General features: G+C 74.7%; 28 protein-coding genes. 11 read left to right on the forward strand and 17 right to left on the reverse strand.

The genetic code is table 11. The features are described 5' to 3' along the window. Positions 1–94: 94 nt before the first annotated feature. Together ACFV8H_RS30845 and ACFV8H_RS30850 are read right to left on the reverse strand one after the other, a co-directional pair. Positions 95–361, reverse strand: coding sequence for a metal-sensitive transcriptional regulator (locus ACFV8H_RS30845; RefSeq protein WP_030553044.1), 267 nt, complete (start codon positions 359–361; stop codon positions 95–97). Between the two features lie 140 nt (positions 362–501). Continuing rightward, a complete protein-coding gene (locus ACFV8H_RS30850) occupies positions 502–849 on the reverse strand; it encodes a PRC-barrel domain-containing protein (RefSeq protein ID WP_380406594.1) in 348 nt (115 codons plus the stop codon). Positions 850–1,093: 244 nt separating this feature from the next. Between ACFV8H_RS30850 and ACFV8H_RS30855 the strand changes: the two genes are divergently transcribed. Both ACFV8H_RS30855 and ACFV8H_RS30860 read left to right on the forward strand, forming a co-directional pair. Next, a complete protein-coding gene (locus ACFV8H_RS30855) occupies positions 1,094–1,924 on the forward strand; it encodes an SAM-dependent methyltransferase (protein WP_380406596.1) in 831 nt (276 codons plus the stop codon). Positions 1,925–2,101: 177 nt separating this feature from the next. Continuing rightward, on the forward strand, positions 2,102–2,851 hold the full coding sequence (locus ACFV8H_RS30860) for a DUF4097 family beta strand repeat-containing protein (RefSeq protein ID WP_380406598.1): 750 nt from the start codon (positions 2,102–2,104) through the stop codon (positions 2,849–2,851). 86 nt (positions 2,852–2,937) lie between these two features. On the opposite strand, the gene ACFV8H_RS30865 is transcribed toward ACFV8H_RS30860, so the two are convergent. From ACFV8H_RS30865 to ACFV8H_RS30880, 4 genes are all read right to left on the reverse strand, one after another. Next, entirely contained in the window at positions 2,938–3,591 is a 654-nt protein-coding gene (locus ACFV8H_RS30865) for a hypothetical protein (RefSeq protein ID WP_380406600.1), read from the reverse strand. A gap of 111 nt (positions 3,592–3,702) precedes the next feature. After that, entirely contained in the window at positions 3,703–4,377 is a 675-nt protein-coding gene (locus ACFV8H_RS30870; protein ID WP_375886984.1) for a response regulator, read from the reverse strand. Then, a complete protein-coding gene (locus ACFV8H_RS30875; protein WP_380406602.1) occupies positions 4,374–5,837 on the reverse strand; it encodes a sensor histidine kinase in 1,464 nt (487 codons plus the stop codon). Before ACFV8H_RS30875 ends, ACFV8H_RS30870 begins: the two co-directional genes overlap by 4 nt. Positions 5,838–6,073: 236 nt before the next feature. Next, entirely contained in the window at positions 6,074–8,290 is a 2,217-nt protein-coding gene (locus ACFV8H_RS30880; protein WP_380406604.1) for an MMPL family transporter, read from the reverse strand. Between the two features lie 391 nt (positions 8,291–8,681). Here ACFV8H_RS30880 and ACFV8H_RS30885 point away from each other — a divergent pair, with 391 nt between their 5' ends. The 3 genes from ACFV8H_RS30885 to ACFV8H_RS30895 all read left to right on the forward strand — a co-directional run bounded on the left by ACFV8H_RS30885 (position 8,682) and on the right by ACFV8H_RS30895 (position 11,907). Further along, the gene (locus ACFV8H_RS30885) at positions 8,682–9,806 is read left to right on the forward strand and encodes a DegT/DnrJ/EryC1/StrS family aminotransferase (protein WP_380406606.1); all 1,125 of its coding nucleotides are present in this window, start codon (positions 8,682–8,684) and stop codon (positions 9,804–9,806) included. A gap of 63 nt (positions 9,807–9,869) precedes the next feature. Beyond that, positions 9,870–10,814: an NAD-dependent epimerase/dehydratase family protein gene (locus tag ACFV8H_RS30890; protein ID WP_380406608.1), complete on the forward strand. Its 945-nt coding sequence runs from the start codon at positions 9,870–9,872 to the stop codon at positions 10,812–10,814. 13 nt (positions 10,815–10,827) lie between these two features. Beyond that, the gene (locus ACFV8H_RS30895) at positions 10,828–11,907 is read left to right on the forward strand and encodes a hypothetical protein (RefSeq protein ID WP_380406610.1); all 1,080 of its coding nucleotides are present in this window, start codon (positions 10,828–10,830) and stop codon (positions 11,905–11,907) included. Positions 11,908–11,914: 7 nt separating this feature from the next. Here ACFV8H_RS30895 and ACFV8H_RS30900 read toward each other — a convergent pair whose 3' ends face one another. The 6 genes from ACFV8H_RS30900 to ACFV8H_RS30925 form a co-directional block, all read right to left on the reverse strand. Continuing rightward, positions 11,915–12,478, reverse strand: a complete 564-nt coding sequence (locus tag ACFV8H_RS30900) for a hypothetical protein (RefSeq protein ID WP_380406612.1) — start codon at positions 12,476–12,478, stop codon at positions 11,915–11,917. A 130-nt stretch (positions 12,479–12,608) separates the two neighbouring features. After that, complete coding sequence (locus tag ACFV8H_RS30905; protein ID WP_380406614.1) at positions 12,609–12,824, reverse strand: hypothetical protein; 216 nt, start codon at positions 12,822–12,824, stop codon at positions 12,609–12,611. A 64-nt stretch (positions 12,825–12,888) separates the two neighbouring features. Then, positions 12,889–13,659, reverse strand: coding sequence for a polysaccharide deacetylase family protein (locus tag ACFV8H_RS30910; RefSeq protein WP_380406616.1), 771 nt, complete (start codon positions 13,657–13,659; stop codon positions 12,889–12,891). Continuing rightward, positions 13,656–14,447 carry an SDR family NAD(P)-dependent oxidoreductase gene (locus ACFV8H_RS30915; RefSeq protein WP_380406617.1) on the reverse strand — a complete coding sequence of 264 codons (792 nt, stop codon included), beginning with the start codon at positions 14,445–14,447 and terminating at the stop codon, positions 13,656–13,658. Before ACFV8H_RS30915 ends, ACFV8H_RS30910 begins: the two co-directional genes overlap by 4 nt. 94 nt (positions 14,448–14,541) lie before the next feature. Then, positions 14,542–15,429 (reverse strand): hypothetical protein, encoded by an 888-nt coding sequence (locus tag ACFV8H_RS30920; RefSeq protein ID WP_380406619.1) that lies wholly within the window; start codon positions 15,427–15,429, stop codon positions 14,542–14,544. A gap of 126 nt (positions 15,430–15,555) precedes the next feature. Continuing rightward, entirely contained in the window at positions 15,556–16,359 is an 804-nt protein-coding gene (locus ACFV8H_RS30925; protein ID WP_380406621.1) for an SAM-dependent methyltransferase, read from the reverse strand. Positions 16,360–16,582: 223 nt separating this feature from the next. Here ACFV8H_RS30925 and ACFV8H_RS30930 point away from each other — a divergent pair, with 223 nt between their 5' ends. Both ACFV8H_RS30930 and ACFV8H_RS30935 read left to right on the forward strand, forming a co-directional pair. Continuing rightward, the gene (locus ACFV8H_RS30930) at positions 16,583–17,215 is read left to right on the forward strand and encodes an RNA polymerase sigma factor (protein ID WP_380406623.1); all 633 of its coding nucleotides are present in this window, start codon (positions 16,583–16,585) and stop codon (positions 17,213–17,215) included. Positions 17,216–17,346: 131 nt separating this feature from the next. Then, on the forward strand, positions 17,347–18,015 hold the full coding sequence (locus ACFV8H_RS30935) for a hypothetical protein (RefSeq protein WP_380406625.1): 669 nt from the start codon (positions 17,347–17,349) through the stop codon (positions 18,013–18,015). A 29-nt stretch (positions 18,016–18,044) separates the two neighbouring features. On the opposite strand, the gene ACFV8H_RS30940 is transcribed toward ACFV8H_RS30935, so the two are convergent. The 5 genes from ACFV8H_RS30940 to ACFV8H_RS30960 form a co-directional block, all read right to left on the reverse strand. Beyond that, positions 18,045–20,003 carry a condensation domain-containing protein gene (locus ACFV8H_RS30940; protein ID WP_380406627.1) on the reverse strand — a complete coding sequence of 653 codons (1,959 nt, stop codon included), beginning with the start codon at positions 20,001–20,003 and terminating at the stop codon, positions 18,045–18,047. 100 nt (positions 20,004–20,103) lie between these two features. Beyond that, positions 20,104–20,781, reverse strand: a complete 678-nt coding sequence (locus tag ACFV8H_RS30945) for a 4'-phosphopantetheinyl transferase family protein (RefSeq protein WP_380406629.1) — start codon at positions 20,779–20,781, stop codon at positions 20,104–20,106. Further along, a complete protein-coding gene (locus tag ACFV8H_RS30950; RefSeq protein ID WP_380406631.1) occupies positions 20,778–21,608 on the reverse strand; it encodes a hypothetical protein in 831 nt (276 codons plus the stop codon). The genes ACFV8H_RS30945 and ACFV8H_RS30950 overlap by 4 nt, the downstream gene beginning before the upstream one ends. A 4-nt stretch (positions 21,609–21,612) precedes the next feature. Further along, positions 21,613–21,903, reverse strand: coding sequence for a phosphopantetheine-binding protein (locus ACFV8H_RS30955; RefSeq protein ID WP_375886946.1), 291 nt, complete (start codon positions 21,901–21,903; stop codon positions 21,613–21,615). A 94-nt stretch (positions 21,904–21,997) separates the two neighbouring features. Further along, positions 21,998–22,930 carry a 3-oxoacyl-[acyl-carrier-protein] synthase III C-terminal domain-containing protein gene (locus ACFV8H_RS30960; RefSeq protein WP_375886944.1) on the reverse strand — a complete coding sequence of 311 codons (933 nt, stop codon included), beginning with the start codon at positions 22,928–22,930 and terminating at the stop codon, positions 21,998–22,000. Positions 22,931–23,163: 233 nt separating this feature from the next. Between ACFV8H_RS30960 and ACFV8H_RS30965 the strand changes: the two genes are divergently transcribed. From ACFV8H_RS30965 to ACFV8H_RS30980, 4 genes are all read left to right on the forward strand, one after another. Next, positions 23,164–23,463, forward strand: a complete 300-nt coding sequence (locus tag ACFV8H_RS30965; RefSeq protein WP_380406633.1) for a hypothetical protein — start codon at positions 23,164–23,166, stop codon at positions 23,461–23,463. Continuing rightward, positions 23,460–24,656, forward strand: coding sequence for a glycosyltransferase (locus ACFV8H_RS30970; RefSeq protein ID WP_380406635.1), 1,197 nt, complete (start codon positions 23,460–23,462; stop codon positions 24,654–24,656). Before ACFV8H_RS30965 ends, ACFV8H_RS30970 begins: the two co-directional genes overlap by 4 nt. A gap of 150 nt (positions 24,657–24,806) precedes the next feature. After that, a complete protein-coding gene (locus ACFV8H_RS30975) occupies positions 24,807–25,778 on the forward strand; it encodes an ATP-binding cassette domain-containing protein (protein WP_380406637.1) in 972 nt (323 codons plus the stop codon). Between the two features lie 37 nt (positions 25,779–25,815). After that, positions 25,816–26,580, forward strand: a complete 765-nt coding sequence (locus ACFV8H_RS30980; protein WP_380406639.1) for an ABC transporter permease — start codon at positions 25,816–25,818, stop codon at positions 26,578–26,580. The last annotated feature ends 128 nt before the right edge of the window (positions 26,581–26,708 follow it).

Consider the following 26,708-nt stretch of genomic DNA (forward strand, 5'->3'; position numbering starts at 1 on the left):
CCGGGCATGCGCGGAGGGCCGCGACGGGCGATCCGTCGCGGCCCTCCGGGGGCGGCGCTGCTCGGGTACGGGCCTGGGAGCCAGGACCAGGCGGTCAGGCCAGGGCGAGGAAGAGCTTCTCCAGTTCGGCCTCGCTCATCGGCGCGCCGTCCTCGTCGGCGGCGGCCATGCACTGGCGCATCCCGCTCGCCACGATCTTGAACCCGGCCCGGTCCAGGGCGCGCGAGACGGCGGCGAGCTGGGTGACCACGTCCTTGCAGTCCCGCCCCGCCTCGATCATCGCGATCACCCCGGCCAACTGGCCCTGGGCCCGACGCAGTCGGTTCAGGACCGCGCCGACCGCCTCCTCGTCCACCTGCATGTCCGGGCCGCCTTTCACCTCGACTGTCGATGGACAAGTGTACCCGGTGGGGTATTCATTCCCGACCGGACGAAGGTCGTCACGAGGCGGCCGACGGCGGCCGACGGCGTCGGCCGGTGCCGGCCGGTGTCGGGCCGGGATCAGCGCCGGGCCAGCCGCCGCTCGCCCGCGGCGCCCGTCGCGTACGGCAGCTCGTAGTACGCGAACACCTCGGGCTCGTCGGTGGCGGGCAGGATGTCGTCGGTGCCGATCGCCGGGGCGTCCTTGACCTTGCTCCGCGGGTGCGCCACCCGCAGGTAGGCCGGACCGGCCACCGCCCCCTCCAGCGGGACGAAGGCCAGGCGGCGCTTGGCCATCACGCCGATCGTGACGGTGGCGAAGAACGGCTCGTCGGTGGTCGTCTCGACGTAGACCGACTCCAGCGTGCCGATCCGCTTGCCGTTCTCGTCGACCACGTCCTGACCCCGCCACTCGCGGATGTCTGCCATAGCGATTCCCATGGACCCGGACCTCCCGTGTCACGCGCTGCCACTGCCGTCGGCCCCTGCCGTCGGCCCCCGGAGTTCCCATCCTCCGCCGGGACGGCCGCCGGGGCACCACGAAAGGGACATACGGGGGCGAGCCGGCCAACCGCCACCAGGGCACTGACCTGGGCTTTAGGCTGTCCGCCGACGTTCGGGAACAGCCCGCCCGGGGAGCGCCCCGGCCGGGACGGCCAGAGGGGCGGCAGGCATGGGGTACAAGAGCATGTGGGAGTCCGGCGACCCACGGATCGCGGCCGACCTGCGGCCCGACACGCCCCACCCGGCCCGGATGTACGACTACTACCTGGGCGGCAAGGACAACTTCCCCGCCGACCGCGCCGCCGCCGAGAAGGCGCTCGCCGCCAACCCGGAGTTCCGCACCACCGCCCGGGCCAACCGGGGCTTCCTCACCCGGGCGGTGCGCTGCGTCGCCGGGCTGGGCGTCGACCAGTTCCTCGACGTCGGCACCGGCATCCCCACCGCCGGCAACACCCACCAGATCGCCCAGGCCGTGGACCCGGCCGCCCGGGTCGTCTACGTCGACAACGACCCGATCGTGCTCAGCCACGCCCGCGCGCTGATGGCGGGCTCCGGGCCCGGACGCACCACCGTGCTGCGGGCCGACCTGCGGGAGCCGGCGGCGGTGCTGGAGGCCGTCCGGGCCGAGGGGCTGCTCGACTTCTCCCGGCCGGTCGGGCTGGTGCTCGCCGCCGTGCTGCACTTCCTGCGCGACGAGGACGAGCCGTACCGGGCGGTGGCCACGCTGCTCGCCGCCCTGCCGCCCGGCAGCCACCTGGTGCTCTCGCACGGCACGGCCGACTTCATCCCCGCCGCGGTGCGGGACCGGGTCACCGGCGTGTACGACAAAGCGACCGCGCCGCTGGTCGGGCGGAGCCGGGAGCAGGTGCGGGAGTTCTTCGACGGGCTGGAGCTGCTGGAGCCCGGGGTGGTCACCGTCCCGCTCTGGCGGCCGGAGGGGGAACCCGCCCCGGGCGCGGAGCGGGTGAGCATGTACGGCGCGGTGGCGCGCAAGATCTGACCTGACGTCACGTGCGGTGCGGTGGAACGGGGTGGTGCTGGCCGGAGTGCGGATTGGGGGGTTTTTACCACCGCCCCGGCCCCGGGGCCCCGGCTACTGTCGTCGGGACGGCTCCGGAGCGGGGCGGTCGCACGGGGTCAGCACGCCACGCACGCGCATGACTTGGGGGGAACCACCATGGTCCGCTACCGCCGCCACGTCCACCGCCACACCTACCGCTACGCCGGGGTCGTCCTGGCCGCCGGGCTCGCCACCGCGGTGCTCACCGCCTGCGATCCGGTCGGCACCTCGTTCAGCGACGACGCGACCGTGTCCGACAAGGTCACCGCGGTCAAGCTCGACAACTCCTCCGGGGACGTCACCGTCCACGGCAGGACCGGCACCGGGGGCGTCTCCGTCCACCGGAAGATCACCTACCACAGCGGGAAGCCCGGCACGAGCACCCGGGTCGACGGCGGGGTGCTGGTCCTCGGCGGCTGCGGGCACAACTGCTCGGTGGACTACACCGTCGAGCTGCCCGCCGGACTGCCGGTCAGCGGCGGCACCTCCGCCGGCGGGATCCACCTCTCCCAGATCGGCGAGGTCTCCGTCCACACCGACGCCGGGGACATCTCCGTCGACCAGGCCGCCGGCTCGGTCGACGTGCGCACCAACAACGGTGAGATCAAGGGCACTTCGCTCAAGGGCGACCGGATCCAGGCCAAGACCGACAACGGCGGGATCAACCTCACCCCCGGCAAGGCCCAGGACATCAAGGCCAGCACCTCCAACGGCGAGATCCACGTCACCGTCCCCGCCGGCTCCTACCACGTGAGCGCCGGGACGGACATCGGCGAGAAGCACATCGGCGTCCAGAACGACCCCAACGGCAAGTACAAGCTCGACCTGGGCACGGACATCGGCGACATCACCGTCAAGACCGGCTGACCGGCCCCGGGCCGGGGGCGCCGACGCTCCGGGGGCGCGTGTCGGTCCGCGCGCACCCGGAGCGGGCGGGGCAGAGGGCCAGAGGGTCAGAGAGCGGTCTGGACCTCGGCGCGGTGGCGGATGTACTCGTCGGGGTGGGAGCGGGCGATGGTGACCGCCGCCTCCACCAGGGCGTGCAGGTCGGCCGGGTAGGCGCGCGGCACCAGGGGCAGGCCGGGCAGGATGCAGCGGCGGACATCCAGGTCCTCGTTGCCGACGAACTCCCGCAGTGCGGCCCGGTTCCAGCTGTCGCGGACCGTGGCGCCCTCGTCGGCCGTCGCGTGCCGGCCACCGCGGACCGTCAGCGCCGTCCAGTACCAGGCCCGGGCGGCGCCCGCCCGCTCCGGGTTGGTGCCGGTCCGCAGGTAGTCGAGCAGGGCCAGCCGGACCCGGCGCTGGCCGAAGGCGATCAGGGCGGGCTCGACGAAGCGGCGGTTGAAGCTCGGGTTGGGGTCGTGGACCGCCGCCTCCAACAGCGGCTCGAAATACTCCTCGGGCAGCTCGGACCGGCCGGTGAGCGCCTTGTGGACCTCCCATCGGGCCGCACCGGCATAGTCCGCCCCCGTCGCGACCTCGGCCCCGAGCACGCGGAGCAGACGCGCGAGCCGCAGCTCGAACGCCTGCGACCCGCCCCCCGTGCGCTCGGGCAACGGCTGGAGAATCCGCACCTCGCCGGCCGTGTCCTTGGTTTCCACGAACATCCTCCTCATTCTGAGTCATCGGAAGACTACTCGCTGATACACCAGTTCGGAGTCGGTTTTCGGCCAGGACCGGATCTTGAACGGCTTCCGGGACGGAGGATTGACGTCGCGTCAGGCCGGGCGGCCGGGCGGGACCAGCCCGGACTGGTAGGCGATCGCGACGAGCTGGGCGCGGTCCCGGGCGTCCAGCTTGGACATCGCCCGGTGCACATGGGTCCGGACGGTGAACGGGCTGACGAACATCCGCTCGGCGATCTCCTCGTTGGTGAGCCCGGTGGCGGCCATCGACATCACCTCGCGCTCACGGGCGGTGAGCACGGCCAGCCGCTCGGCGGACGCGGCGGCGGCCGGGTCGGGCTGGGCGAGGAACTGCTCGATCACGGCGCGGGTGGCGGCGGGCGAGAGCAGGGCCTCGCCGGCCGCGACGGTGCGCACGGCGGCGAGCAGTTCCTTCGGGTCGGCGCCCTTGCCGAGGAAGCCCCCGGCGCCCGCGCGCAGCGCCTGGGCCACGTACTCGTCTATCTCGAAGGTGGTGAGGATGAGCACCCGGGTACCGGAGAGTTCCTCGTCGGCGCAGATCTCGGCGGTGGCGCCGAGGCCGTCGGCGCCGGGCATCCGGATGTCCATCAGCACGAGGTCGGGCTTGGTGGCCCGGGCGAGTTCCACCGCCTCCCGGCCGTCGGCGGCCTCGCCGACCACCTCCATGTCCTCCTCGGCGTCGATCAGCATCCGGAAGGCGCCGCGCAGCAGGGCCTGGTCGTCGGCGAGCAGCACGCGGATGGTCATGCGCGGTCCTTGTCCTTCCGGATGGCGTGATCGGGTCGGGTCGGGTCGGCGGGGGCGGCCCGGTCGGGAGAGCCGACGGGGCCGGTGGGGCGATCGGAGTCCGTGGGGTGGCCGGAGCCGGTGGGGCGGACGGGCCGGACGGTGCAGTCGCGCCAGAAGGCGTGGGCGGGCCGGTCCCTGGCGGCGGGCCCGGCCGGGTGGCCCGGTCCGGGCGTGCTCACGGCCCGGGCGGTGTCCACCGCCGGGGGCGCGACGTCCTCCCGGGCACCGGTGCGCAGCGGGAGTTCGGCGGTGACCAGGTAGCCGCCGTCCGACTGCCGGTCGGCGGTGAGGCGGCCGCCCACGGCACCGGCCCGTTCGCGCATGCCGATCAGGCCGAAGCCGCTCTCGCCCGGGGCGGGCGGCGGCAGCAGGGCGGTGCGGGGACGCCCGGGGCTGGTCGGGCGGCTGTTGGCGACGCTGACGGCGACCCGGCTGCCGCTGTAGGAGAGGGTGACCTCGGCGTCGGCACCGTGGGCGTGCTTGGCGACGTTGGTCAGCGACTCCTGGACGATCCGGAAGGCGGTGAGGTCGACGCCGGGCGACAGCGGCCTGGCCTCCCCCTCGACGGCGAGCCGCACCGGCAGGCCGGCCCGTTCGAAGGCGTTGATCAGCTCGGGCAGCCGGTCCAGGCCGGGGGCGGGTTCGAGCGGGGCGGGTTCCTCCGCGCGGCGCAGCAGGCCGACGGTGGCGCGCAGCTCCTGGAGGGCGGAGCCGGTGGCGTCGGTGATGTGGCTGAGCACCTCGCGGGCCTGCACCGGGTGGCTGTCCATGAGGTGGACGGCGATGCCGGCCTGGGCGTTGGCGAGGGCGATGTGGTGGGCGACGACGTCGTGGAGGTCGCGGGCGATCCGGATCCGCTCGTCGGCGACCCGGCGGCGGGCCTCCTCCTCGCGGGTGCGTTCGGCTCGCTCGGCGCGTTCCTCGATGGCGGCGAGGTGGGCGCGGCGGTTTCGGATGGAATCGCCGAGGGCGCCGGGCAGCAGGGCCCAGGCGAGGACGCCGAGCCGCTCGCCGAGCGGGCCGCCGGGGCCGAGGAACAGCGATATCCCGCTGAGCAGGACGGCGGTGACGATGGAGGCGCGCAGCGCGGTGGCACGGTCGGTGCGGGTGGCGAGGGAGTAGAGCGCGAGCAGCAGCGGGGTCGCCAGCGTCGGGGTGAGCCGGGGGCTGACCACAGCGAGCAGCATCGTGCAGAGCAGCGTGACGGCGACCACGGCGCGCGGGTGGCGGCGGTGGAAGAACACGACCACCGCGGCGATCAGGGCGAGCAGGCCGGTGGGCAGGTCGACCGGAGCGAAGCGCCCGCTGTTCTGGTCGATCGTGGCGCCGAGGGCGGTGACCCCGATCAGGGCCGTGCCGCCGGCGATGTCGAACGCCCGGGGGTGCTCACGGCGCAGGCGCTGCCAGGTGTCGCTCATCGTCCTGCTCTCCGGGTCGGGGTGCCCTGGCGGCACCCTCGCCGGGGTCTGCCAGTCGGTGTCGCGCCGCGCCCCGGTGCGGGGGTGCGGAACGCCGAGTCGGGGCCTGCGCGCGGACGGCGGCCCCGACAGCAACGGTAACGGGTGGGGCTCGAACCGTTGTCCGAGCCGGGTGGCGCCGGGCCCGGCCCGAGGGGTGCTCGGGCCGGGCCCGGTGTCACCGGGTGGGGCCGGACCTAGACGGTGACCGGCTCCTTGGCCGGTGCCGGTTCGGGGGCGGCGGTGTGCAGCTTGCTGCCCTCGACGTCGACGTCGGGTATCAGGCGGTCGAGCCAGCTCGGCAGCCACCAGGCGCGGCGGCCGAGCAGGGCGAGGACGGCCGGGACGATCGTCATCCGGACCACGAAGGCGTCGAAGGCGACGGCCGCGGCGAGGCCCAGGCCCATCATCTTGATCATCGGTTCGCTCATCCCGATGAAGCCCGCGAAGACGGCGATCATGATGAAGGCGGCCGCGGTGACCACCCGGGCGTTGTGCCGGAATCCGGTGACGATGGCCTCGCCCGGCTCCTCGCCGTGGACGAAGGCCTCACGGATCCGGGTGACCAGGAACACCTCGTAGTCCATGGCGAGGCCGAAGACCACGCCGATCATGAAGATCGGCATCATGCTCATCACCGGACCGGTCTGCTCCACGCCGATCAGGTCGGCCAGCCAGCCCCACTGGAAGACCGCGACGACCGCGCCGAGCGCGGCGGCCACCGAGAGCAGGAAGCCGACCGCCGCCTTGAGCGGGACGAGGACGGAGCGGAAGACCACCAGCAGCAGCAGGACGGCCAGGCCGACGACCACGGCGAGGTAGGGCAGCATCGCGTCGCTGAGCTTCTGCGAGACGTCGATGTTCATCGCCGTCGTACCGCTGACCAGCACGGTCGCGCCGGTGGAGGCCTTGAGGCCGGCCGCCTGACCGCGGATGGTGTGGACCAGGTCCTTGGTCGCGCTCTCGGCCGGGCCGGTGGCCGGGACGGCGTTGAGCAGGGCGGTGTCGCCCGCCTTGTTGAACATCGGCGGCGTGACCGTGACCACGCCCGGCACGGCCGAGACGCTCTTGGCGACCTCGGCGGCGGCGGCCTTCGGGTCCGCGGTGCCCTTGACGTCCACCAGGACGGTCAGCGGCCCGTTGAAGCCGGGGCCGAAGCCCTCGGACAGCAGGTCGTAGGCGCGGCGCTGGGTGGTGGAGGTGGGCTTGGCCTCGTCCCCGGGCAGGCCGAGGCGCAGGTCGAGCGCGGGAGCGGCGAGCACGCCGAGGCCGACCACGCCGAGCAGCAGCACCGCGAGCGGGCGGCGCACGATGAACCGGGCCCAGCGGGAGCCGCCGTTCTCCTTGGCGCCGACCGGCCGGGCCGCGCCGTCGCCCTCGGCCTGGGCCTTGCGGGTCTTGCGGGGCAGCGCCCGGCGGCCGATGAAGCCCAGCAGCGCGGGCACCAGGGTGAGCGCGACCAGCACGGCGATGACGACCGTCCCGGCGGCGGCCATGCCCATCTTGGCGAGCATCGGGATGCCGACCACGGAGAGCCCGGCGAGGGCGATCACCACGGTCAGGCCGGCGAAGACCACCGCGGAGCCGGCGGTGCCGATGGCCCGGCCGGCCGCCTCCTGCTGGGTGCGGCCCTCGGCGAGCTCGGCGCGGTAGCGGGACACGATGAACAGGGCGTAGTCGATGCCGACCGCGAGGCCGAGCATCATGGCGAGCGTGCCGGTGGTCGAGGAGAGGCCGAGCACGCTGCCGAACGCGGTGATCAGCGACATGCCGAGGCCGACGCCGATCACGGCGGTGAGCAGCGGCAGGCCGGCGGCGACCAGCGAACCGAAGGTGATCACCAGGACGACGGCGGACAGCGCCATGCCGATCGCCTCGCTGCTGCCGCCCGCGTCGGGCTTGGCCATCAGCGCGTTGCCGCCGATCTCGACCTTGAGCCCGGCGTCCCGGCCGTGCTGGGCGGCCTGCTGGAGCGCGTCGGTGGCGCCCTTGGAGACCTCGCCCGCCTTGGCGGAGTAGCTGACCGTCGCGTAGGCCGTCGAGCCGTCCTTGGAGACCGCGCCCGGCATCTTGAACGGGTCCACCGCGGCCGTGACCTGCTCGCCGTGGGCGAGCTCGGCGACCGTCTTCTCGACGGCCTGCTGGTTCGGCCCGGCGGTGATCTTCTGCCCGGAGGGCGCGACGAACACCAGGCGGGCCGAGGCGCCGTCGGCGTGGCCGCCGGGGAAGCGCTCGTTCATCAGGTCGAAGGCCTTCTGCGCCTCCGTGCCGGGCATCGAGAATCCGTCGTCGGGTGCGGCGGGCGCCTTGGCCGCCAGGACCCCGGCGAGCGCCAGCACGGCGACCCAGAGCAGGGTCACCAGCCGGCGCCGGACGAAGGCCCATCGGCCAAGGCGGTACAGGATCGTTGCCACGGGGGAACGGGCTCCTTCGGATTCGGAAGCAGGTGCGCGGACGGGGACGGGTGCGGGAACGGACCCCCGGAGGCGGTCCGCTCGCAGCATGACCAATCCTTGATCGCCGACCCCTACTCCGTCGTCGTCCCTGCGCAGGCCGTTTGCGTACTGCGGACGCAGTACGGCCCTCCCCCGTACGGAGGAGCGCACGCCCCGCACCGGGAGCAGCCGGGAGCAGCCCGTTGGCCTGCGGCGGGAGCAGCCCCGGGTCACCCGGCCGGCCGGTGACGACGGGCCGCGACCGCCCCGGCCCAGTAGCGTGATGGGCCACTGGCCCGACCGTTCTGTCCTGGTCCGGGCCGACCCGTCCCGATCGGTGCTGACCCCAGCCCGCCGCCGGAGGTGCCCCATGGGCGTGCCAGCCGCCCGCATCGTGTTCGACGAGAACGACCGTGCCGCCGTCGCCGACGCCGTGACCGAGATGCTCACCACCGGTGCCCTCACCCTCGGCCCGTGGACCGAGCGGTTCGAGCAGGCCTTCGCCGCCGAGCACGGCGCCTCGCACGCCGTCGCGGTGAGCAGCGGCACGGCGGCCCTGGAGATCGTCCTGCGCGGCGTCGACGTGCGCGGCCGCGACGTGGTCGTCCCCGCCGTCACCTTCTACGCCACGGCCGGCGCCGTGGTGCACGCGGGCGGCCGCCCGGTGTTCGCGGACGTCGACCCGGCCACCCTGGCGCTCTCCCCCGAGACCCTGGCCGCCGCCCTCACCCCGGATACCGCAGCAGTCGTACTCGTCCACATCGGCGGGCTCGTCACGCCGGACGTGGACGCCCTGCGCGAGCTCTGCGACCAGCGCGGCATCCCGCTGGTCGAGGACGCCGCGCACGCCCACGGCAGCAGCCTGGGCGGCCGCGCCGCCGGGACCTTCGGCCTGGCCGGGGCCTTCTCCTTCTACCCGACCAAGGTCACCACCAGCGGCGAGGGCGGCATGATCCTCACCGAGTCGCCCGAACTGCGCGACGACGCCCGGATCCACCGCGACCAGGGCAAGGGCTCCTTCGGCACCAACCACCACGTCCGGCTCGGGTACTCCTGGCGGATGAGCGAGCTGCACGCCGCCGTCGGCGCCGTGCACCTGCGCCGGCTCAAGGAGTTCATCGAGACCCGCCGGGCCGTCGCCCGCCGCTACGACTCGGCGCTGGCGGGTGTCGACGGCCTGCGGCCGGTGCTCGAACCGCCCGGCAGCCGCGGCAACTACTACAAGTACGTGGCGCTGCTGGCGCCCGGCGTCGACCGCGCCGCCTTCAAGAAGGCGGTGGCCGAGGAGTACGGGGTGCGGATGTCCGGCGAGGTCTACGACCTGCCGCTGCACCTCCAGCCCGTCCTCGCCCCCTACCGGGGCGGTCCGCTGCCGGTGGCCGAGGACGTCTGCGCCCGGCAGGTCTGCCTGCCGGTGCACTCCGACATGACCGAGGACGAGACGGAGCTGGTCGTCGAGGCCGTCTCCACCGTGCACCGGCGGATGGCCGGCTAGCCGGCCTGCCGCGTAGCCGGACAACCGGACAGACCGGACAGCCGGACCGAAAGGAGCAAGACCGTGCGGATAGCCGTCACCGGGGGCTGCGGGTTCATCGGCTCACACGTCGTGGACCACCTGATCGCGGCCGGCCACGAGGTGCTCGCCGTGGACACCACCGACAAGTACCTCAACCCCGACGCCGAACACGCCCGCCTCGACATCCTCGACCTGCCCGCGCTGACCTCGGCGCTGGCCGGCAGCGAGGTGGTCTACCACCTGGCCGCGATGGCCGACGTCGAGCAGGTGTCCGCCGACCCCGTCCGGGCGGTGCGGACCAACATCGACGGCACCGAGGCCGTCCTGGAGGCCGCCCGGCGCAGCGGACTGAGCCGCACCGTCCTGGCGAGCACCGTCTGGGTCTACGGAGCCGCCCTCACCGACGACCAACTCGACGGCGGGGAGCAGGAGTTGGACGAGCACGTGCCGATCGAGCTGGAACACAGCGGGCACCTGTACGTGGCCACCAAGCTCGCCGCCGAGATGCTGGTGCACAGCTACCGCGAGCTCTACGGCCAGCACTTCACCATCCTGCGCTACGGCATCCCGTACGGTCCGCGGATGCGCGACGAACTGGTCGTCGCCCGGTTCGTCCAGGCCGCGCTGGAGGGGCGGCCGATCACCATCGCCGGGGACGGCCGGCAGAGCCGCAACTTCGTCTACGTCGAGGACCTCGCCGACGCCCACGTCCGCGCCCTCTCCCCCGCCGCCGAGGACCAGACCTTCGCCCTGGAGGGCTCCACGGCCGTCTCGGTGCGCGACATCGCCGACACCGTCGACCGGCTGCTCGGACCGGTCACCATCGAGCACATCGACGGGCGCAAGGCCGACTACACCGGGCGGCGGATCTCCTCCGCCCAGGCCAAACGGCTGCTCGGCTGGTCCCCGAGGACCCACTTCGCCGACGGCGTGCACCGCTACGCCGACTGGTACCGGGCCGGCGCCGCCGCCCCCGCCGCCGGCTGACCCGGAACACCCGATGCCGCACGCCCTGCTGGTCTCCGGCTCGCTCGGCCAGGGCCACGACGTGATGGCCCAGGCCTGCGCCGACACCCTGCGGGAACGCGGCTGGAGCACCAGCACCGTGGACGCGATGGCGCTGCTCGGGCAGCGGTCGGGCGCCGCCGGGGAAGCCGTCTTCCGGCGGCTGCTCGACCTGCCCGGGGTCTACGACGCGTTCCACTTCTCGGCGCTGCGCCCGGGCGCCCGGCTCGCCCTGCTCGCGGACGCGGCCGCGCGCAGCCGACTCGTCCCGGCGCTCGGCGCGCTCGTCGAGGCGCAGCGGCCGCAGCTGGTGGTCTCCGTGTTCGCCACCGCCACCTCGGCGGTCAACCGGCTGCCGGGGCGGGAGTTCCGGCACTTCGTGTTCTGCACCGACGTCACCCCGCACCGGCTCTGGGTGCAGGACGGCACCGACCTGTTCCTGGTCACCTCCGAGGTCGCCGCCTGCGCCGTGCGCCGCTACCGGCCCGACGCCGACGTCGCCGTGCTGCCCGCGCCGCTGCGGCAGCCGTTCTACCGGCCGCCCGACCGGGCCGAGGCGCGGGCCGGCCTCGGCGTGCCGGCGGACGCCGGGTGCGTGCTGCTGATGTCCGGCTCCTGGGGGCTCGGGCCGATCGCCCGCACCGCCGCCTCGCTGGCCGCCGCCGGGCCGCACGTGCTCGCCGTGGCCGGGCGCAACCGGGAGCTCGAACTGCGGCTGCGGGCGGCCGCCCGCCGGGAACCGCGGCTGCACGCCTTCGGCTACACCGACCGGATCCCGGCCCTGATGGCCGCCGCCGACCTGGTCGTCACCAGCTCCGGCGACACCTGCAGCGAGGCCCGGGCCCTCGGGCGCCGACTGCTGCTGCTCGACGTCGTCCAGGGCCACGGGCGGGACAACCTCCAGCACGAACTGGAGCTCGGCCACGCCGACGTGGCCACCGCGCGCCCCGCCGAGGTGGTCCGCAACGCGCTGGCCGCGCTGGGCCGACCCGAGCCCGACCCCTCGCCCGGCGCCACCCCGGACGCCTGGAGCAAGGGTTTCGGGGCGGCCCTGGAGCGGGTGGGACTGGGGTGAGCGGCTCTCAGCCGCCGTGGGCCTCGGGGTTCACCGTGCAGAAGAAGACCCGGCTGCGCTCCCGGTCGAAGTAGAACGACCCCGTGTACCGGCCGTGGGTGACCGAGCGGTCGTAGTCCTCGCTGTGCAGCCAGGTCGCCTGCCGGCCGTCGCCCAACTCCCGTGCCAGCACGTCCGGGAGGCCCGGGCAGCCGAGCGGCCCAGGCTGCCAGCTCCCGCTGCCGCTCCCGGTGATCGAGGCGAGCGTGGCGGGCTCGATCCCGGCGAAGCCGTCCACGCGCACATCGGTCGGGCCCGGTACCGCCGCCCGGGCATCACCGGCCCCGCCGCCCAGCACCGCACCGACCCACGTCGCCCCGGACAGCGGGCCCAGCTCCGGGAAACGGCGCTGCAACGGCTCGGCGTCCGAGCGCAGTCGGGCCGGGGTCGGGGCCGCCGCGGCCGGACCGTCCCCGCCGGCCGACGAGCAGCCCGCGACGAGCGCCCCCGCAACGAACACCCCCGCGACCGCCACCGGCAGCACGGACGTCAGGGCCGCCGGCCCGACACGGATACCGACCTGCTTCGACAACTCTCCGACCCCCACCTGGACTTGCCGACCGCATCGGGTGCGGTCGGACGACTCCAAGGGAGGGTAAAGCGTCGGCAAGGCCCTGGTCCAGGCGCTTCCCGGCGCTTCCCGGCGCTTCCCGGCGCGGATCCTAGGCCGGGATGTAGGTCGGGCCCTGGGTGTCCTGGATGTCCTGGGCGCCCTGGGCGGGGGCGGTGGCGGTGGCGGTGACAGAGGCGGTGCCGTAGCGGTCCGGGCCGCTCTGGGCCTGGGCGTCGGCGCCCGGTGCGGCGGCTCCGCTCAGGGCCGCCGTGACGATGCCGGCCGCCGCGATCGCGTGCGCAAGTCCGCCTGACCAGTCGGGCATGGCTGTCTCCCCCGTTGTCGGCGCGTCCGCCCCCGTGGTGGACGCGACCCGCCGATCGTCCCAACTACCGTGCGCCGTGGGCAAGGGGTGGGACGGCGTGGTCCCGCAGCGGGCCGAGGGTGAGGGCGCGGGCGCGGCAGTGGGCGGCGATCAGCGGGAGGGCGGCCAGGGTGGCGCGCCAGGAGTCCGGGGCGGAGGTGCAGTCGGAGTCGTGCAGCAGGAGGGTGGCGCCCGCGGTGAGGCCGGGGCGGGCGGTGGCGTAGACGGACTCGCCGGTGGCCTCGGCCGTCCAGTCCCGCCCCCAGGCCGTCCACAGCACGGTGCGCAGGCCCAGCCGGCGGGCGGCCAGCGCCGGACCGGCCGTCAGTACGCCGTACGGCGGGCGGTACCAGTGCGGGCGGACGCCGCACAGGTCGGTCACCGCCTCGGCGGCGCGGCGCAGTTCGCGCAGGTCGCGGGCCGGGGCCGGGTACCACTGCTGCCGGTGGTGCCAGCCGTGCACGGCCACCTCGTGGCCGCGCAGCACCAGGTCCCGGCCGAGGTCCGGGGCCCGTTCCAGCATCCCGCCGAGCAGGAAGAAGGTGGCGCGGGCGCCGAGGGCGTCCAGGGCGTCCAGGACGTACGGGGTGCTGCGCGGGTCGGGGCCGTCGTCGAAGGTGAGGGCGAGGTGGCCCGGGGCGGTGCCGTACCCGGCGGTGCGGCGGGCCAGGGTGCGGCGCAGCGGCGGGAGGCGGACCGCCGCCGGGGCGAGGTGCAGCAACTCCAGGCCGGCCGCGAAGGCGAGGCCGGTGCCCGCCCGACGGGCCAGGGGGGCCGGCGGAGCCAGGGGTCTCACCCGAAGCGGGCGGCCATCCGGCGGAACACGCCGGGCGCGACCCCGTGGATCCGGGCCGGGAAGCCGAGCCAGTGCGGGACGTAGAGGCGGTCCCGCTCGGTGGTGATGGTCGCGACCACGGTGTCCGCGACCCGCTCCGCCGAGACCGGGCGCGGGCGTTCGCGCTGGTACGGGGTGCCGCGGCGGTCGAAGAACGGGGTGTCCACCGCGCCGGGCAGGACGAGGCGGACGCCGACCCCGGTGCCGCGCAGTTCGTACCAGAGGCTCTCGGCGAACATCGTCAGTCCGCCCTTGGTGGCCGAGTAGCCGGACTCGTCGCGCACGCCGACCTGGCCCGCCATCGAGCCGAGCAGCACGATCCGGCCGTGCCGGCGCTCCAGCATCCCGGGCAGCAGCAGCCGGATCAGCCGCAGCGGGGCGGCCAGGTTGACCTCGATCATCCGGTCGAGGGTGTCGGACGGGGTGTCGGCGAACGGGCCGCGCCAGCCGAGGCCGGCGCTGGCGACCAGGACGTCCACCCGCCCGGCGGCGGCGAGCGCGGCCTCGGCGAGGCGGGCGGCGCCGTCCGGCTTGTTCAGGTCCTCAGGGAGGGCAACGCCGCCGGTGCGCTCGGCGAGGGCGTCGAGGCGGGTGCGGTCGGTGCCGGAGAGCAGGGTCCGCCAGTTGGCGTCGGCCAGTCGGGTGGCGGTGGCCAGGCCGATGCCCGAGGAGGCGCCGGTGATCAGGGCGACGGGGCGGTCGGTCGACCCCGAGCGCCGGGGCCGGGCCTGGGCGTCCTCCGACGTCACGGCTTCCTCCGTCATCGCGCACCTGCCGGGTCCGTGGGCGTGCTGCCGTCCGTTTTGTCCGGCACGTCACCTTCGCACGGAGGAGCCGTCCGGGCTACCGGGGCGGTACGGCCGGCTGGGCCTCGGCGTCCGGGTGCGGGGCCGACAGTTCGGCCGGGCCGCCCTCCAGTTCGCCGAAGCGGGACAGCAGGAAGGTGCCGCCCACCGCGACCGCGAAGCCCGTCAGCGCGCACCAGGCGAAGCCGGGGCGCGCGGAGTCCCCCAGCGACACCACCCCGACCAGTGCCGGGCCGAAGGTCTCGGCCACCGTCCCGGCCGCCGTCGCCGCCGTCACCGTGCCGCGCTGCAGCGCCAGCGCGTACGCCAGGTAGCCGCCCAGCCCGCCGACCGCCAGGGCGTACGCGGCCGGATCGGTGAGCACGGCGGTGAGCGTGGAGGCGTCCAGGACCCGCACCGCGAGGCTGGTGACCCCGAAGCCGACGCCCGCCAGCAGGCCGAGGCCGGCCGCGGCCGGGGTGCCCTCCCGGCGGACCAGGACCAGGGTGGCGAGCAGCATCACGGCGGTGGTCGCCAGCAGCGCCCAGTGGAAGGCCGCCGGGGCGTACTCCCGGCCCTCCTTGCCGGAGCCCAGGGCCAGCAGGCCCAGGCCCACCACGACGGCGGCGATGCCCGCCGCGTCACCGCGGCGCAGCCGCGCGCCCAGCAGCCAGACGGCGGCCAGGGCGGTGACGGCGAGGCTCGCGTTGGTGACGGCCTGCACCAGGAACAGCGGGAGACTGCGCAGGGCGACGATGCTCAGCACGAAGCCGAGGATGTCCAGGAGCGTCCCGAGGATGAACTGCCAGGACCGCAGCAGCGCGGCCAGCAGCCCCGCCCGCACCCGGTCCGCGCGCGGCGCCGACCGCGCCCCGCGCGCCTGGAACACCGCCCCGAAGCCGAAGCAGACGGTGGCGACCAGCGCGGTGGTGAGTCCCAGCAGCATGCGTCTCCCTCGCGGGGCGGCAGCGGTTCACCACTCAGTCTGGGCCCGGCGCGGCGGGGGTGCACGGGTGGGCGGCGTCCCGACCGTCCCGGTTCGCCCTGGTTCGGCCCGGGGAGAACCGTGGGATCAGGGCCGCAGCGCCACGCCCGCGTAGCCGGCGACGTCGGCGGCGGGGACGGGGGCCTCGCCGGGGTCGGGCCGCCAGTGCTGGAGCGGGACGACACCCGGGTCGAGCAGGGTCCAGCCGTCGAAGAAGCGGGCGACCTGGGCCCGGGTGCGGGCCTGGAGGGCGGTGCCGGCGGCCTGGTAGACCCCGACGATGCGCGCCGTCTCCTCGGGGGCGAAGTCGGGTGTCAGGTGGGTCATCACCAGCGCGCTGCCGGGGGCGAGCACCGACGTGAGGCGCTCGACCAGCTCGTACGCGCCGCGGGCGTCGGGGACGAAGTGCAGCAGCGCGTTCAGCGAGAGCGCGAGCGGGCGGGTGAGGTCGATGGTCTCGCGCAGGCCGGGCGCCGCGAGCAGCCCGGCGACGTCGGTGACGTCGGCCTCGACGTACGCGGTGCGGCCTTCGGCGGTGCCGGTGAGCAGGGCCTGGGCGTGGGTGAGCACGATCGGGTCGTTGTCGGCGTAGACGACCCGGGCGTGGGGGTGGATGCCCTGGGCCACCTCGTGGAGGTTGGGCGAGGTGGGAATGCCGGTGCCGATGTCGAGGAACTGGTCGATGCCCGCCCGGGCGAGGGCTCGGGTCGAGCGGTGCATGAAGCCGCGGTTGGCCCGGGCGGCGTCGCGCACCCAGGGGGCGATGGCGAGGACGTGGCCGGCGGCCTCGCGGTCGGCGGCGAAGTTGGTGAAGCCGCCCAGGTAGTAGTCGTACATCCGGGCCGAGTGCGGCACGTTCAGCCGCAGGTCGACCCCGTCGTAGAGGCTCATGGCCCTCCCCCTCGGCTCCGTGGACACCGTCCGATTGCTGCCCACCGCATCCGGGGGCCAATCGTCCCCCGGCCGGCCCGAATTCGCACGGAATCAGATGGGATGACAATCTGTATTCGCTTTGCAGCCTGGAGTGACGAGCCTGATGGAATGAGGATGGGCGCGGACAGCCCGATCCTCGGGTGGCCCGGTGCGCAGCCGACGGCCACGGAAAGCAGGCTCGATGACGATCGACAGGGGTGCCCCCGCGCGCGGGTACCGGGGCGGGACGGCAGTGGAGCACGCCGGTGCCGCAGGGGTGGAGCGGATGGCGGTGATGGAGCCGGGCCTGCGACTGGACCTCACCTACGCCGCCTTCTGCGAGACCCACGAACCCGCTTGGCACGCCCTCGCGTTGACCAGGATAGGCAGCCAGGCCGACGCCGTACTGGTGGTCGAGGCGGTCAAGGCCGACCTGGCCCGCTGCTGGCCCCAGGTGCTGCGGTTCGAGGAACCGGCCGCGTACGCCTGGCGGCTGGCGAACCGGCACGTCGGGGACTGGGTGTCGGCCGAGGAGCCGGTCGAGGTGGAGGCGGTCACCTTCGCCGCGGTGATCGGGGCGTTCAAGCAGGTCGCCGACGGGCTGCTGCACAGCGAGGCGGACGAGGTGCGGCTGTACGCGGCGATCCTCGAACTGCCGGACCGGCAGCGGGACGTGGTGATCCTGCGCTACCTGCTGGGCCTGCACGCCAAGGTGATCGCGGCGTACCTCGGACGGCCGGTGGCCACGGTGCACTCCAACCTCCGGCACGCCCGGGAGCGGTTGGCCCGCCGACTCGGGGTGGGTGAACTGCCGGACCGCGGTGGCGAAGCGTGAACGCCCACGGGGTGGAACGACCTGGCGACGGGGCGGGTGCGGCGGAAGGGGCGGGCGCTGTGGACGGGGTGAGCTCCGTGGACGGGGTGAGCGGGGAGCGCGCGGCAGGAGGGGGGCGCGCGGTGTTCCACGTGCCCCGGTCCGAACGTGCCCACGCCGAGCGGATCGCGGCCCTGCGGCAGGCCCGGATCACCGCCGCCCCGGCCCACCTGCCCACCGAACATGAGCAGGCCGCCTTCGAACTCGGCCTGGTGGTCGCCCTGGTACTGGGCGCGCCCTGCGCCTCCCGTGGGCTGGACCTGCTGGTCAACGCCCGCCGGATCCAGCCCGAGGGGGCCGAGGTGTTCGGCGCCCTGCTGTACGCCACCGGCAAGGAGGAGGGCGCCGAGTTCTGGTGGCGCTTCGCGGCCGGCTCGGGCAGCGGGACGGCCGCCTACTGCCTCCACCTGCACCACTTGATGCTCGGCGAGACCGACGACGCCGACTACTGGCGGGCCTGGTCCGAACAGCTGTCGACGGCCGAACGCCCGCCCGGGCCGCGGCCGTTGCGGATGAGCCGGCCGCTGCTGCCGGAGGACGCGCGGCGGGACATCCTCGCCCGGGTGCACCGGGGGCTGGCCCCGCAACTGCCGCCCGCGCTGGTCGCGGTGATCGACCGGCTGCCGTTGCAGGGCGGGGACGAGGAGGAGGTGCCGAACCCGTGGGGGCTCACCTCCGGCGCGACCTCGGCGTGCTCCTGGGACCTCTCCCGGGCGTTCGGCGAGGAGGAACCGCAGGACCGGCGGGACCCGTTGGGGTGACGACCCCCGTCGGCCCCGCGGTCCCACGTTCAGGTGAGTGCCGAGAACCGGTCGACGACCTCCGGGTCACGGCCGCTGCCCGCGGCGAGCCGCTCGCCGTCCGGGCCGAGGTGGCGGATCCGGTAGTGCTGCGGCGCCATCGCGGTGTCCCGGCCGGGGAGCGCGGCGACCACCGCGCGGTGCACGTCGGCGGGGGTCAGGTGGGGGTCGGCGGTGGTCAGGTCGAGGGTCAACCTGCCGTCCTCGACGGTGACTCGACAGTCGGGGCGGAAGTCCGGAGCAAGGCGGGGGCCGGGGCCGCCGCCGGATCCGGAGCCGTCACCGGGTCCGGTCTCCAGACCGGTGTCCAGACCGGTGTCCAGGGCGGTGTCCAGGGCGGTGTCGAGTGCGGCACCGACCAGGCCGCGGACGGCCGCCAGGTCGATCCGGGCCCCGTCGACGAGTTGCCAGTCACCGCCGCTCGCGTCGCCGCCGGCAGCAGCGGGCGGGCCGGGGGCCGCGTGCAGGTCGGCGAGCGGGACGGGCCCCACGGCGGCCTTCGCGAGCAGGTCGAGCAGGGCCCGGGCGAAGCGCTCGGTCTCCTCGGGGTCGAGCACCTGGGGGCAGGAGATCAGGGCGAAGTCGAGGCTCCCGGCGATCCGCAGGATGGTGAACATCAGCCGGACGGGCAGCGGCGGGGCCGGCAGCGGGGTGAGTTCGGGGTCGGCGGTGGCGGCCGGCTGGGCGTCGGCGACGGCGGCCGGGATGGTGAGGCTCAGGTCGTTGACGACCACCTGGCGGGCGAACCGTGAGCCGCGTACGTGTGCGGCGTCCTCCACCAGCTGCCAGACCTGCTCGGCGTCCAGCACGCTGTGCCAGTAGGCGCTCAGCGAGGCCGACTTGGTGCGCCCGATCAGCTGGTCGAGGTCGGCGGTGCCGGTGTCGAGCAGGATCAGGGCGTCCTGGGCGAGGGTGCCGACGTGGTCGAGCAGCGCGGCGCGCTGGCGGTTGGCGGAGAGCGCCGAGACGGCCAGCTCCGCACGCCCGGCCCGCTGGGCGACCAGGGCGGAGAAGGCGGCGAGTAGGACGACGGAGGGGCTCGCGCCGGTGCGGCGGCAGACCGCGGCGAGGTCGGCGGCCGCGGTGCGGGAGCGCACCATCAGGGCGGCGGGGCCGCTCGGCGGGCCGGTGATCCGGGAGTCGGCGAACACCACCTGCGGGCCGCTGCCCAGCACCCGGGCCCAGTGCCGCAACGCACCGGCCGCCCGGCGGCGGCCCTGCGGACTCTGTTCGGCGGCGGCGATCTGGATCGGCGTCGGGGCGGTGACGGGCGGGAGCTCCTTCCCTGCCGCGAGGGCGTACCAGTCCTGGATCAGCAGCGCGGTGGCGGCGCCGTCGGCACCGGCGTGGCAGACCACGGCGATCAGCCGGAGCAGCCGCTGCCCGTCGACGAGCAGGGTGAAACGGATCCTCGGCACGATGTCCAGGGGGACCGGCACCGCGACGTCGGCCTGACCCAACTCGGCTGCCAGTGCGTCGAGTTCGCGGATCTCCAGACCACCCGCCTCGACCGCGGTGACGGCGAACCGGCCGTCCCCGCGCACCACCTGGCTCACCGGGAAGGCGTCCGGACCGGGGCCGGGCGGGAAGGAGGTGCGCAGCGACTCGTGCCGCTCGACCAGCAGCCGTAGCGCGTCCAGACCGGCGGCGAGCGAGGCGCCGGGCGGCACGGGCCAGACCGACTCCTTGTTGATCGCCTCGGGGGCGTCGCGCCGGATGCACCGGATCATGTTGTCCTGGCCCCGGGTGAGCGGCCCCGAGCCGCCGCTCGTCGCGGCGAAGCGGACGGTGATCCGCCGGTGCGCCCGGGCCGGGCCGTGCGGTGCCGCCTCGTGCGGGTCGGTGTCGTGCGGGTCGGTGTCGTGGAGATCGGCGTCGTGCAGATCGGTCTCGTGCGGGTCGGTGTCGTGCGGGTCGGCAGCTCGCGGTGCAGCGTGGTGCGCAGTCACGTCGTACGTGCCCTTCGGCTCGCCGGGAAGGTCTCAGCGGGGAGTACGGGCGGACGCTACCAGCGGCCGCCGGTGATCGTCCAGGCGAGCCGACGGTCAATCAACTCGCCGACCAGACAAGGGAGTTGACCTGATCAGGACAGTCTCCGAGCAGAGCGACGGCAGCCCGGTACGGCTCCGGGACGGACACGTCGCGCAGCCCCACCGGACCGGCCCCGAGCGGGCCGGGATCGGCCACCGACAGCGGGGAGGGACCCGCCACGGACACCCCGAGCGCCTGGACCAGCCGCCCGCCGTACGCCTTCACGCAAGCCTCCCGGCGACACCAGAGCACGGTGAACCGGGCCGCCCGCTCGGCGGGTTCAGTCGCCTCCGCGACGAAGCGCGCCTCCTCGAAGGGGAACCAGCGGGCCGCCATCCGCTCGGCGAGTCGGGCCTCCCGCAGCCGCTCCACGTCGACGCCGACCGCCCGGCCCTCGGCCAGGGCCAGCACCCCCAGCGACTCCGCGGCCGACCAGTTCACCCGTAACCCGCCCGCGCCCACCGGCTCCGGCTTGCCGTGCCGGCCCCGCCGCCAGACCACCTCGGCCGGGCGGATGCCGAGCCGCTCGGCGACCAGCTCCCGGACGGCGCCGCGCACCACGGTGAACCGGCTCCGCCGCACGGCGTCCGCCCGCACCGCGCGGGCCCGTTCCTCCGCGTCCAGCGTCCGCCACAGCCGGGCGACCACCTCGGCCGGCTGATCGGCGTCGATCAGCCGCAGGTCGACGGCGGTCACGACTGGGTCAGGGTGCTCAGCACCCCGAGCCGGCGGTCCAGCCCGGCGACCAGCAGCGGGCGCCGCTGCGCCCGCCACTCGGGCAGCCGCTCGGCGAGCTCCGCCCACGGGCCGGTGAACGGCTGCGCGGCGGGCCCGTCGTCGGCGCCGGTCGCATCCAGCACCGCCGCCCCGGGGCCCAGCTCCGCCGTCCGGGCCCGGACGGCGGACGCCGGGCGGTCGGCCGGGTGGTGCTGCTGCCGCACGGCCAGTCCCGCGCCCGGTTCCTCCTCGCAGACCAGCACCACCACGGCGTGCCGCCGGGGCAGCGCCACCGGCTCGGCCGGCTCGTAGTGCAGCGCGGTCTGTTCGGCGAGCACCACCACCGCCCGGCGGCAGGCCCTGGTGCGGTGGTACTCGGCGGCCAGCCGCAGGGCGGTGAAGGCCGCGGCGCTGCCCTGGTCGCAGACCGCGAAGGCCAGCGGCCCGCCGGGGACGGACCGGCTGAGCGCGAGCGAGGACGGTGCGCCGGGGCGCACGTCCGGGGTGTCGAAGGCGAGGATCAGCAGGTCCACCGGCTCGTCCTCGCCCACCGCCTCGCGCAGCAGCCCGGCGGCCAGCTCCTCGTAGGAGTGGCCGACGCCCTCTCGCAGCAGGTCCTCGCGCAGCGGCAGGCCGTACGGGCGGACCAGGTCGGAGACGAAGACCCGCAGGTCGGGGTCGAGCGAGGCCTCCGAACGGCCGTCGGAGCACCGGGCGAGGGCCCGGGTGATCCGCAGTCCGGCCGGGGCGGGCGCACCGGCCGGAGCGGGCGCGCCGGCAGGGGAACCGGGGGGACCGACGGGCACCCGGTCAGTCCTCGGCGATGAGGTGCCCGGCGACGTAGTCGGCCAGCTTGGTGACCGACCGCAGGTCGTCCTCGGTGATCTGCTCCACGTCCACCTGGATGTCGAGCGACTCCTCCAGCTCCAGGATGAGCTCGATGGTGCCGGCCGAGGTGAGGCCGAGGTCGTCGAACAGGCAGGCGTCCGCGGGGATCTCGGGCAGCTCGCGCTTGAGCACGCGTGGCAGGAGTTCGCCGATGCCGTGCAGGATCCGCTCGCGCAGCTCGGGGTCAGTGGTCTGGACCAGTGATTCTGACATGGGTGTCCCGTCCCGTCGTGCGTGTGGGAAGTGTGCTCTGGATTGACAACGTGGGAAACGCGCCCGGTGGTTCGAGCGGTCGACTGACGGAGCGTCAGTACTGCATCACCATCGCGGAGAAGGTGGCCCCGATACCGGCGGCGGCGATCAGGTAGTGGTCGCCGCGGCGGATCAGCCCCCGCGTGGTGGCGGTGTGAAGATTGATGAGGCTGTCCGCAGCGAAACTGTGCCCGACCGACAGCACGTTGTCCAGCACCACCTGGTCGAGCGGATAGCCGATCCGCCGCGCTATCATCCGCCACGACGCCTGGTTGACGTTGTGCGGAAGCACCGCGGCCAGGTCGGAGAGGTCCAGACCGGCCTGCTGGAGGGCGGCCTCGATCGCCTCCACCATGACGTTCGGGTACTCCCGCTGGTAGCGGGCGAGCAGCTCCGCGTCCTCGGCCAGCCGGCCGTCGAACTCCGGGCGCTGGCGCACCGCGAAGGAGCGCACCCGGTGCTGCGGCCCGTCCGCGCTGACCAGGCAGGCGGCCGCGCCCTCGGCGAAGATACCGGTCTCCGGCACCACCTGGGCGTCCTTGGTGAAGGTCTTCTCCCCCGCCAGCACCAGGGCGAGGGCCTGCGGGTCGGGATCGCCGGCCAGCAGCCGGCCCGCCAGGTCGATGGCCAACAGGCCCACCGCGCAGGCGTGGTGGGTCACGGTGAAGGCGCTCGCGTGCGCCAGCCCACGGCCGGCGAGCACCTCGTGCAGGGGGTTGAGCGGGTAGGGCACGGCCACCGGCATGCTGCGGGCGTGGATCACGAAGCGGACGTGCTGTTCACGTCCGCGCAGCTCCGGCAGGTCGTCGAGGGTTGCGTCGAGCAGGTCGGGCAGCGTCCCGCCCGGATCCAGCCGCAGCTGGTCCAGGCCGTGGAAGCGGCGGAAGAGACGGAGTTGACGTGGGGTCAGGCCGATGCGCTCGCCCACCGCCTCGATGGGCACGGCGTGTGGGGGGAGGTGAACGGCCACTGCCTCCAGTGCGGTCACCCGGGCTAGTATTCCGACGCCCGCCTGGTCGCACAAGTGATCTCGGGCGCTTCTCCTGCGCGACCGCCTCCTCGGGCGCCCTCGGAGCCGCCCTCCCCGGGCCGCCGGCGCCACGCGCGGGCCGCTCCACCGGGGCCGCCGCGCAACCCCGCTCCGCACCGCCACTGCGCACGTCACCCCACACGTCACCCCGCACGCCACTCCGCACCGTCGACCGGACGGGAGAACCTCCCATGTCAGACCGTGAACCAGCCCTCCCCGCGCAGCCGTTGAACCGGGTGTTGGCCGCCCTGCTGGCCGAGGTGGCCGGCGCGCCGCCCGCCTGGGTGGACAGACTGGCCCCGGACGCCCGCCTGGACGGCGACCTGCTGCTGGACGAGTGCGAACTCGCCGAGCTGGCCGTCCGGCTGCCCGAACGCTTCGGCCCCGCCGCCGACCTGGCCGCCCTGCGGGCCGGACTGGACCTGGCCGCCCTGGAGGCGCTGACCGTCGCCGACCTCCAGGCCCTGCTCCCCGAGGAGGACCGCCGATGACCCGGTTCCTGCTGGTGATGCCGCCGCTCACCGGACACGTCAACCCGGCCGCGGGCATCGCCGCCGAACTGACCGCACGCGGTCACGAAGTCGCCTGGACCGGCACGGAGTCGGTGCTGCGCCCGCTGCTCGGCCCGGACGCGCGGGTGCTCGGCACCGGCACCCGGGCCTTCCGGGCCCAGGGCGGGCACGGCCTGGCGGCGCTGCGCTCGCTCTGGGAGGGCTTCATCGTCCCGTACGCCCGGTTCACCGCGAAGCCGCTGGACACCCTCGTGCGGGAGTACCGGCCGGACGTGCTGCTGGTCGACCAGCACACCCCGGCGGGCGCCCTGGTCGCGCACCGGCACGGCCTGCCCTGGGCGTCCTTCGCGCCCGGGGCGATGGAACTGGGCCACCCCTACCGGGCGTTGCCGCAGGTCGAGGCCTGGATGACCGGGCTGCTGAGCGGCCTGTGGGAGCGGGCCGGGCTGCCCGCCGGGGAGTACCTGGACCCGCGCTTCTCCCCCGCCCTGGTGCTGGCCACCACCGGGCCGGCGCTGACCGGCAGCGCCGCGCCGCCGCACCACGCGCAGGTCGGGCCGGTGCTCGCGCCGCGCCCGCACGATCCGGACTTCCCCTGGCAGCGGCTGCTGCCCGGGCGGCGGCGGGTGCTGGTCACCATGGGCACGCTGGCGGGAGAGCTGGGCGCCGACTTCCTCGCCCGGGCCGTCCGGGCGCTGGAGCTGTGCGGCCCGCAGGTGCAGCCGGTGTTCGCGGCGCCGCGCGAGCTGCTGCCCGCGCCGTCCGAACTCCCCCCGCACGCGGTGGCGGTGGACCGGGCGCCGGTGCTGGAGCTGCTGGCACGCGGCGAGCTGGACGCGGTGCTCTGCCACGGCGGGATGAACACCGTGGGCGAGGCGCTGGCGCACGGGGTGCCACTGGTGACCGCGCCGATCCGGCACGACCAGCCCTTCGTCGCCGCGCAGGTGGCGGCGGCCGGGGCGGGCCTGCGGGTGCCGTTCGCCCGGGTCACGCCCGAGCGGCTGGCGGCGGCGCTCACCGCCGTACTCGACTCCACGGAGCACCGGGACCGCGCGGTTCAGGTCGGCCGAGGCCTACTGGCGGGCGGCGGCGCGGTGGCGGCCGCGGACCGACTGGAGGCGCTGGGCCCTCGACCACAGCCCCCGGTGACCGTCCCGGTGACCACCCCTTAGCAGAACAGGTGATCACACGTCCATTGGTCTAGGCCATTGTCTCCGGCCCTGGTCCGCCTCTAGGGTGGCGCAGCAACACCGCCTTTCCCAGGCGCCGAGCCCGCCCTTTCCCGGGTGCCGTGGCAGCCCATCCCCGTACGGGAGTTCCGGTTGATCGAGACCGCGGGACTGCGCAAGTCCTACCGCAAGAAGACCTCCCGCCGAAGCGGCGAGGACTCCACCGTCGACGCCGTGCGCGGCATCGACCTGTCCGTCGCCGCCGGCGAGATCTACGGCTTCCTCGGCCCCAACGGCGCCGGGAAGACCACCACCCTGCGCATGCTGGCCACCCTGATCCGCCCCGACGGCGGACGGGCCAGCATCGCCGGGGCCGACCTGTTCACCGACCCCGCCGGGGTCCGCCGCCGGATCGGCTACGTCGCCCAGGGCGGCGGCACCACCGACACCGTCAGCGCCCGCGAGGAACTGGTGCTCCAGTCCCGGCTGTACGGCGCGGGCAAGGCCCGGGCCGCGCAGGCCGCCGAGGACGCCCTCAAGGCCTTCGACCTGGGCGACTTCGGCGACCGGCCGTGCGCCACCTACTCCGGCGGCCAGCGCCGCCGGGTCGACATCGCCCTCGGGGTCATCCACCAGCCGCAGGTGCTGTTCCTGGACGAGCCGACGGTCGGGCTGGACCCGGCCAGCCGGGCGTACGTCTGGGAGGAGATCCGCCGACTGCGCACCGAGGGCATGACCGTGGTCGTCACCACCCACTACCTGGACGAGGCCGACGCGCTCTGCGACCGGGTCGCCATCGTCGACCACGGCCAGGTGGTGGTCGAGGGCACGCCCGAGGCGCTCAAGCGGGAGATCTCCGGCGACGTCGTGCTGCTGGGGCTCCTCCCGGGCGAGGACGTCACCGAGCGCGCCGCGGCGGTGCTCCGCCCGCAGCCGTACCTGCACCGGCTGGAGGCCGACGACGAGGGACTGCGGCTCTACCTGGAGGACGGCGCGGCCGCCATCCCGCGGCTGCTGCGCGCCCTGGAGGCGGCGGGCGTGACCCCCAGCACCGTGCAGCTCCAACGGCCCAGCCTGGACGACGTGTTCCTGGCCCGCACCGGCCGCTCGCTGCAGCAGTCCTGACCCCACCGCCCTGCCTGCCCGACCCCCTGGGGAGACCGTGAAGCTCGCCCGCGACACCTGGCTGATCCTCCAGCGCCAGCTGCTGCTCATGATCCGCACCCCGATCTGGATCGCCGTCGGCATCATCCAGCCGTTGTTCTACCTGCTGCTGTTCGCCCCGCTGTTGAAGAAGGTGCTCGCCCCGAACGGCTCCGGCAGCTACGCCGACGCCTACCAGGTGTACGTACCGGGCCTGTTGGCCGTGCTGTGCATCTTCGGCGGGCTGTTCACCGGTTTCAGCCTGCTGGGCGAGCTGCGGGCCGGGATCATCGAGCGCTCCCGGGTCACCCCGGTCAGCCGACTGGCGCTGCTGCTCGGCCGGGCCCTGCGCGAGATGGTGGCGCTGCTGGTGCAGGCCGTGCTGATCACCCTGATCGCGCTGCCGTTCGGCCTGCGGGTCAGCCCGCTGAACCTGCTGCTCGCCTACGTCCTGCTGGCCCTGCTGGCCCTGATGACCTCCGCGATCTCCTACGGGATCGCGCTGATGGTGCCCACCGACGCCGCCATGTCGCCGGTGGTGAACACCATCGCCCAGCCGATCGCGCTGCTCTCCGGGGTGCTGCTGCCGCTCACCCTGGCGCCGGCCTGGCTCCAGCAGCTCGCCCGCTGGAACCCCTTCTACTGGGCGGTGGAGGGCATGCGCGCACTGTTCTCCGGGCACGCCGGGGACGCCGCGGTCTGGCAGGGGCTGCTGGTGGTCGTACTGATGACCGTCCTGGCGGTGTACTGGTCGGCCCGGCTGTTCTCCACCCGGGTGCGCTGACGCGGGTCCGCCGACGCGGAGATACGGAAGGGGCCCGGCTCGCACCCCCGAGCCGGGCCCCCCGGCTGCCGCCCCACCCCACAGGAGCGGGTTAACACCCCCAACATTTAGACAACCTCGAATATATG

It is taken from the genome of Kitasatospora sp. NPDC059827, from assembly GCF_042731675.1.
Taxonomy (GTDB): Bacteria; Actinomycetota; Actinomycetes; order Streptomycetales; family Streptomycetaceae; genus Kitasatospora.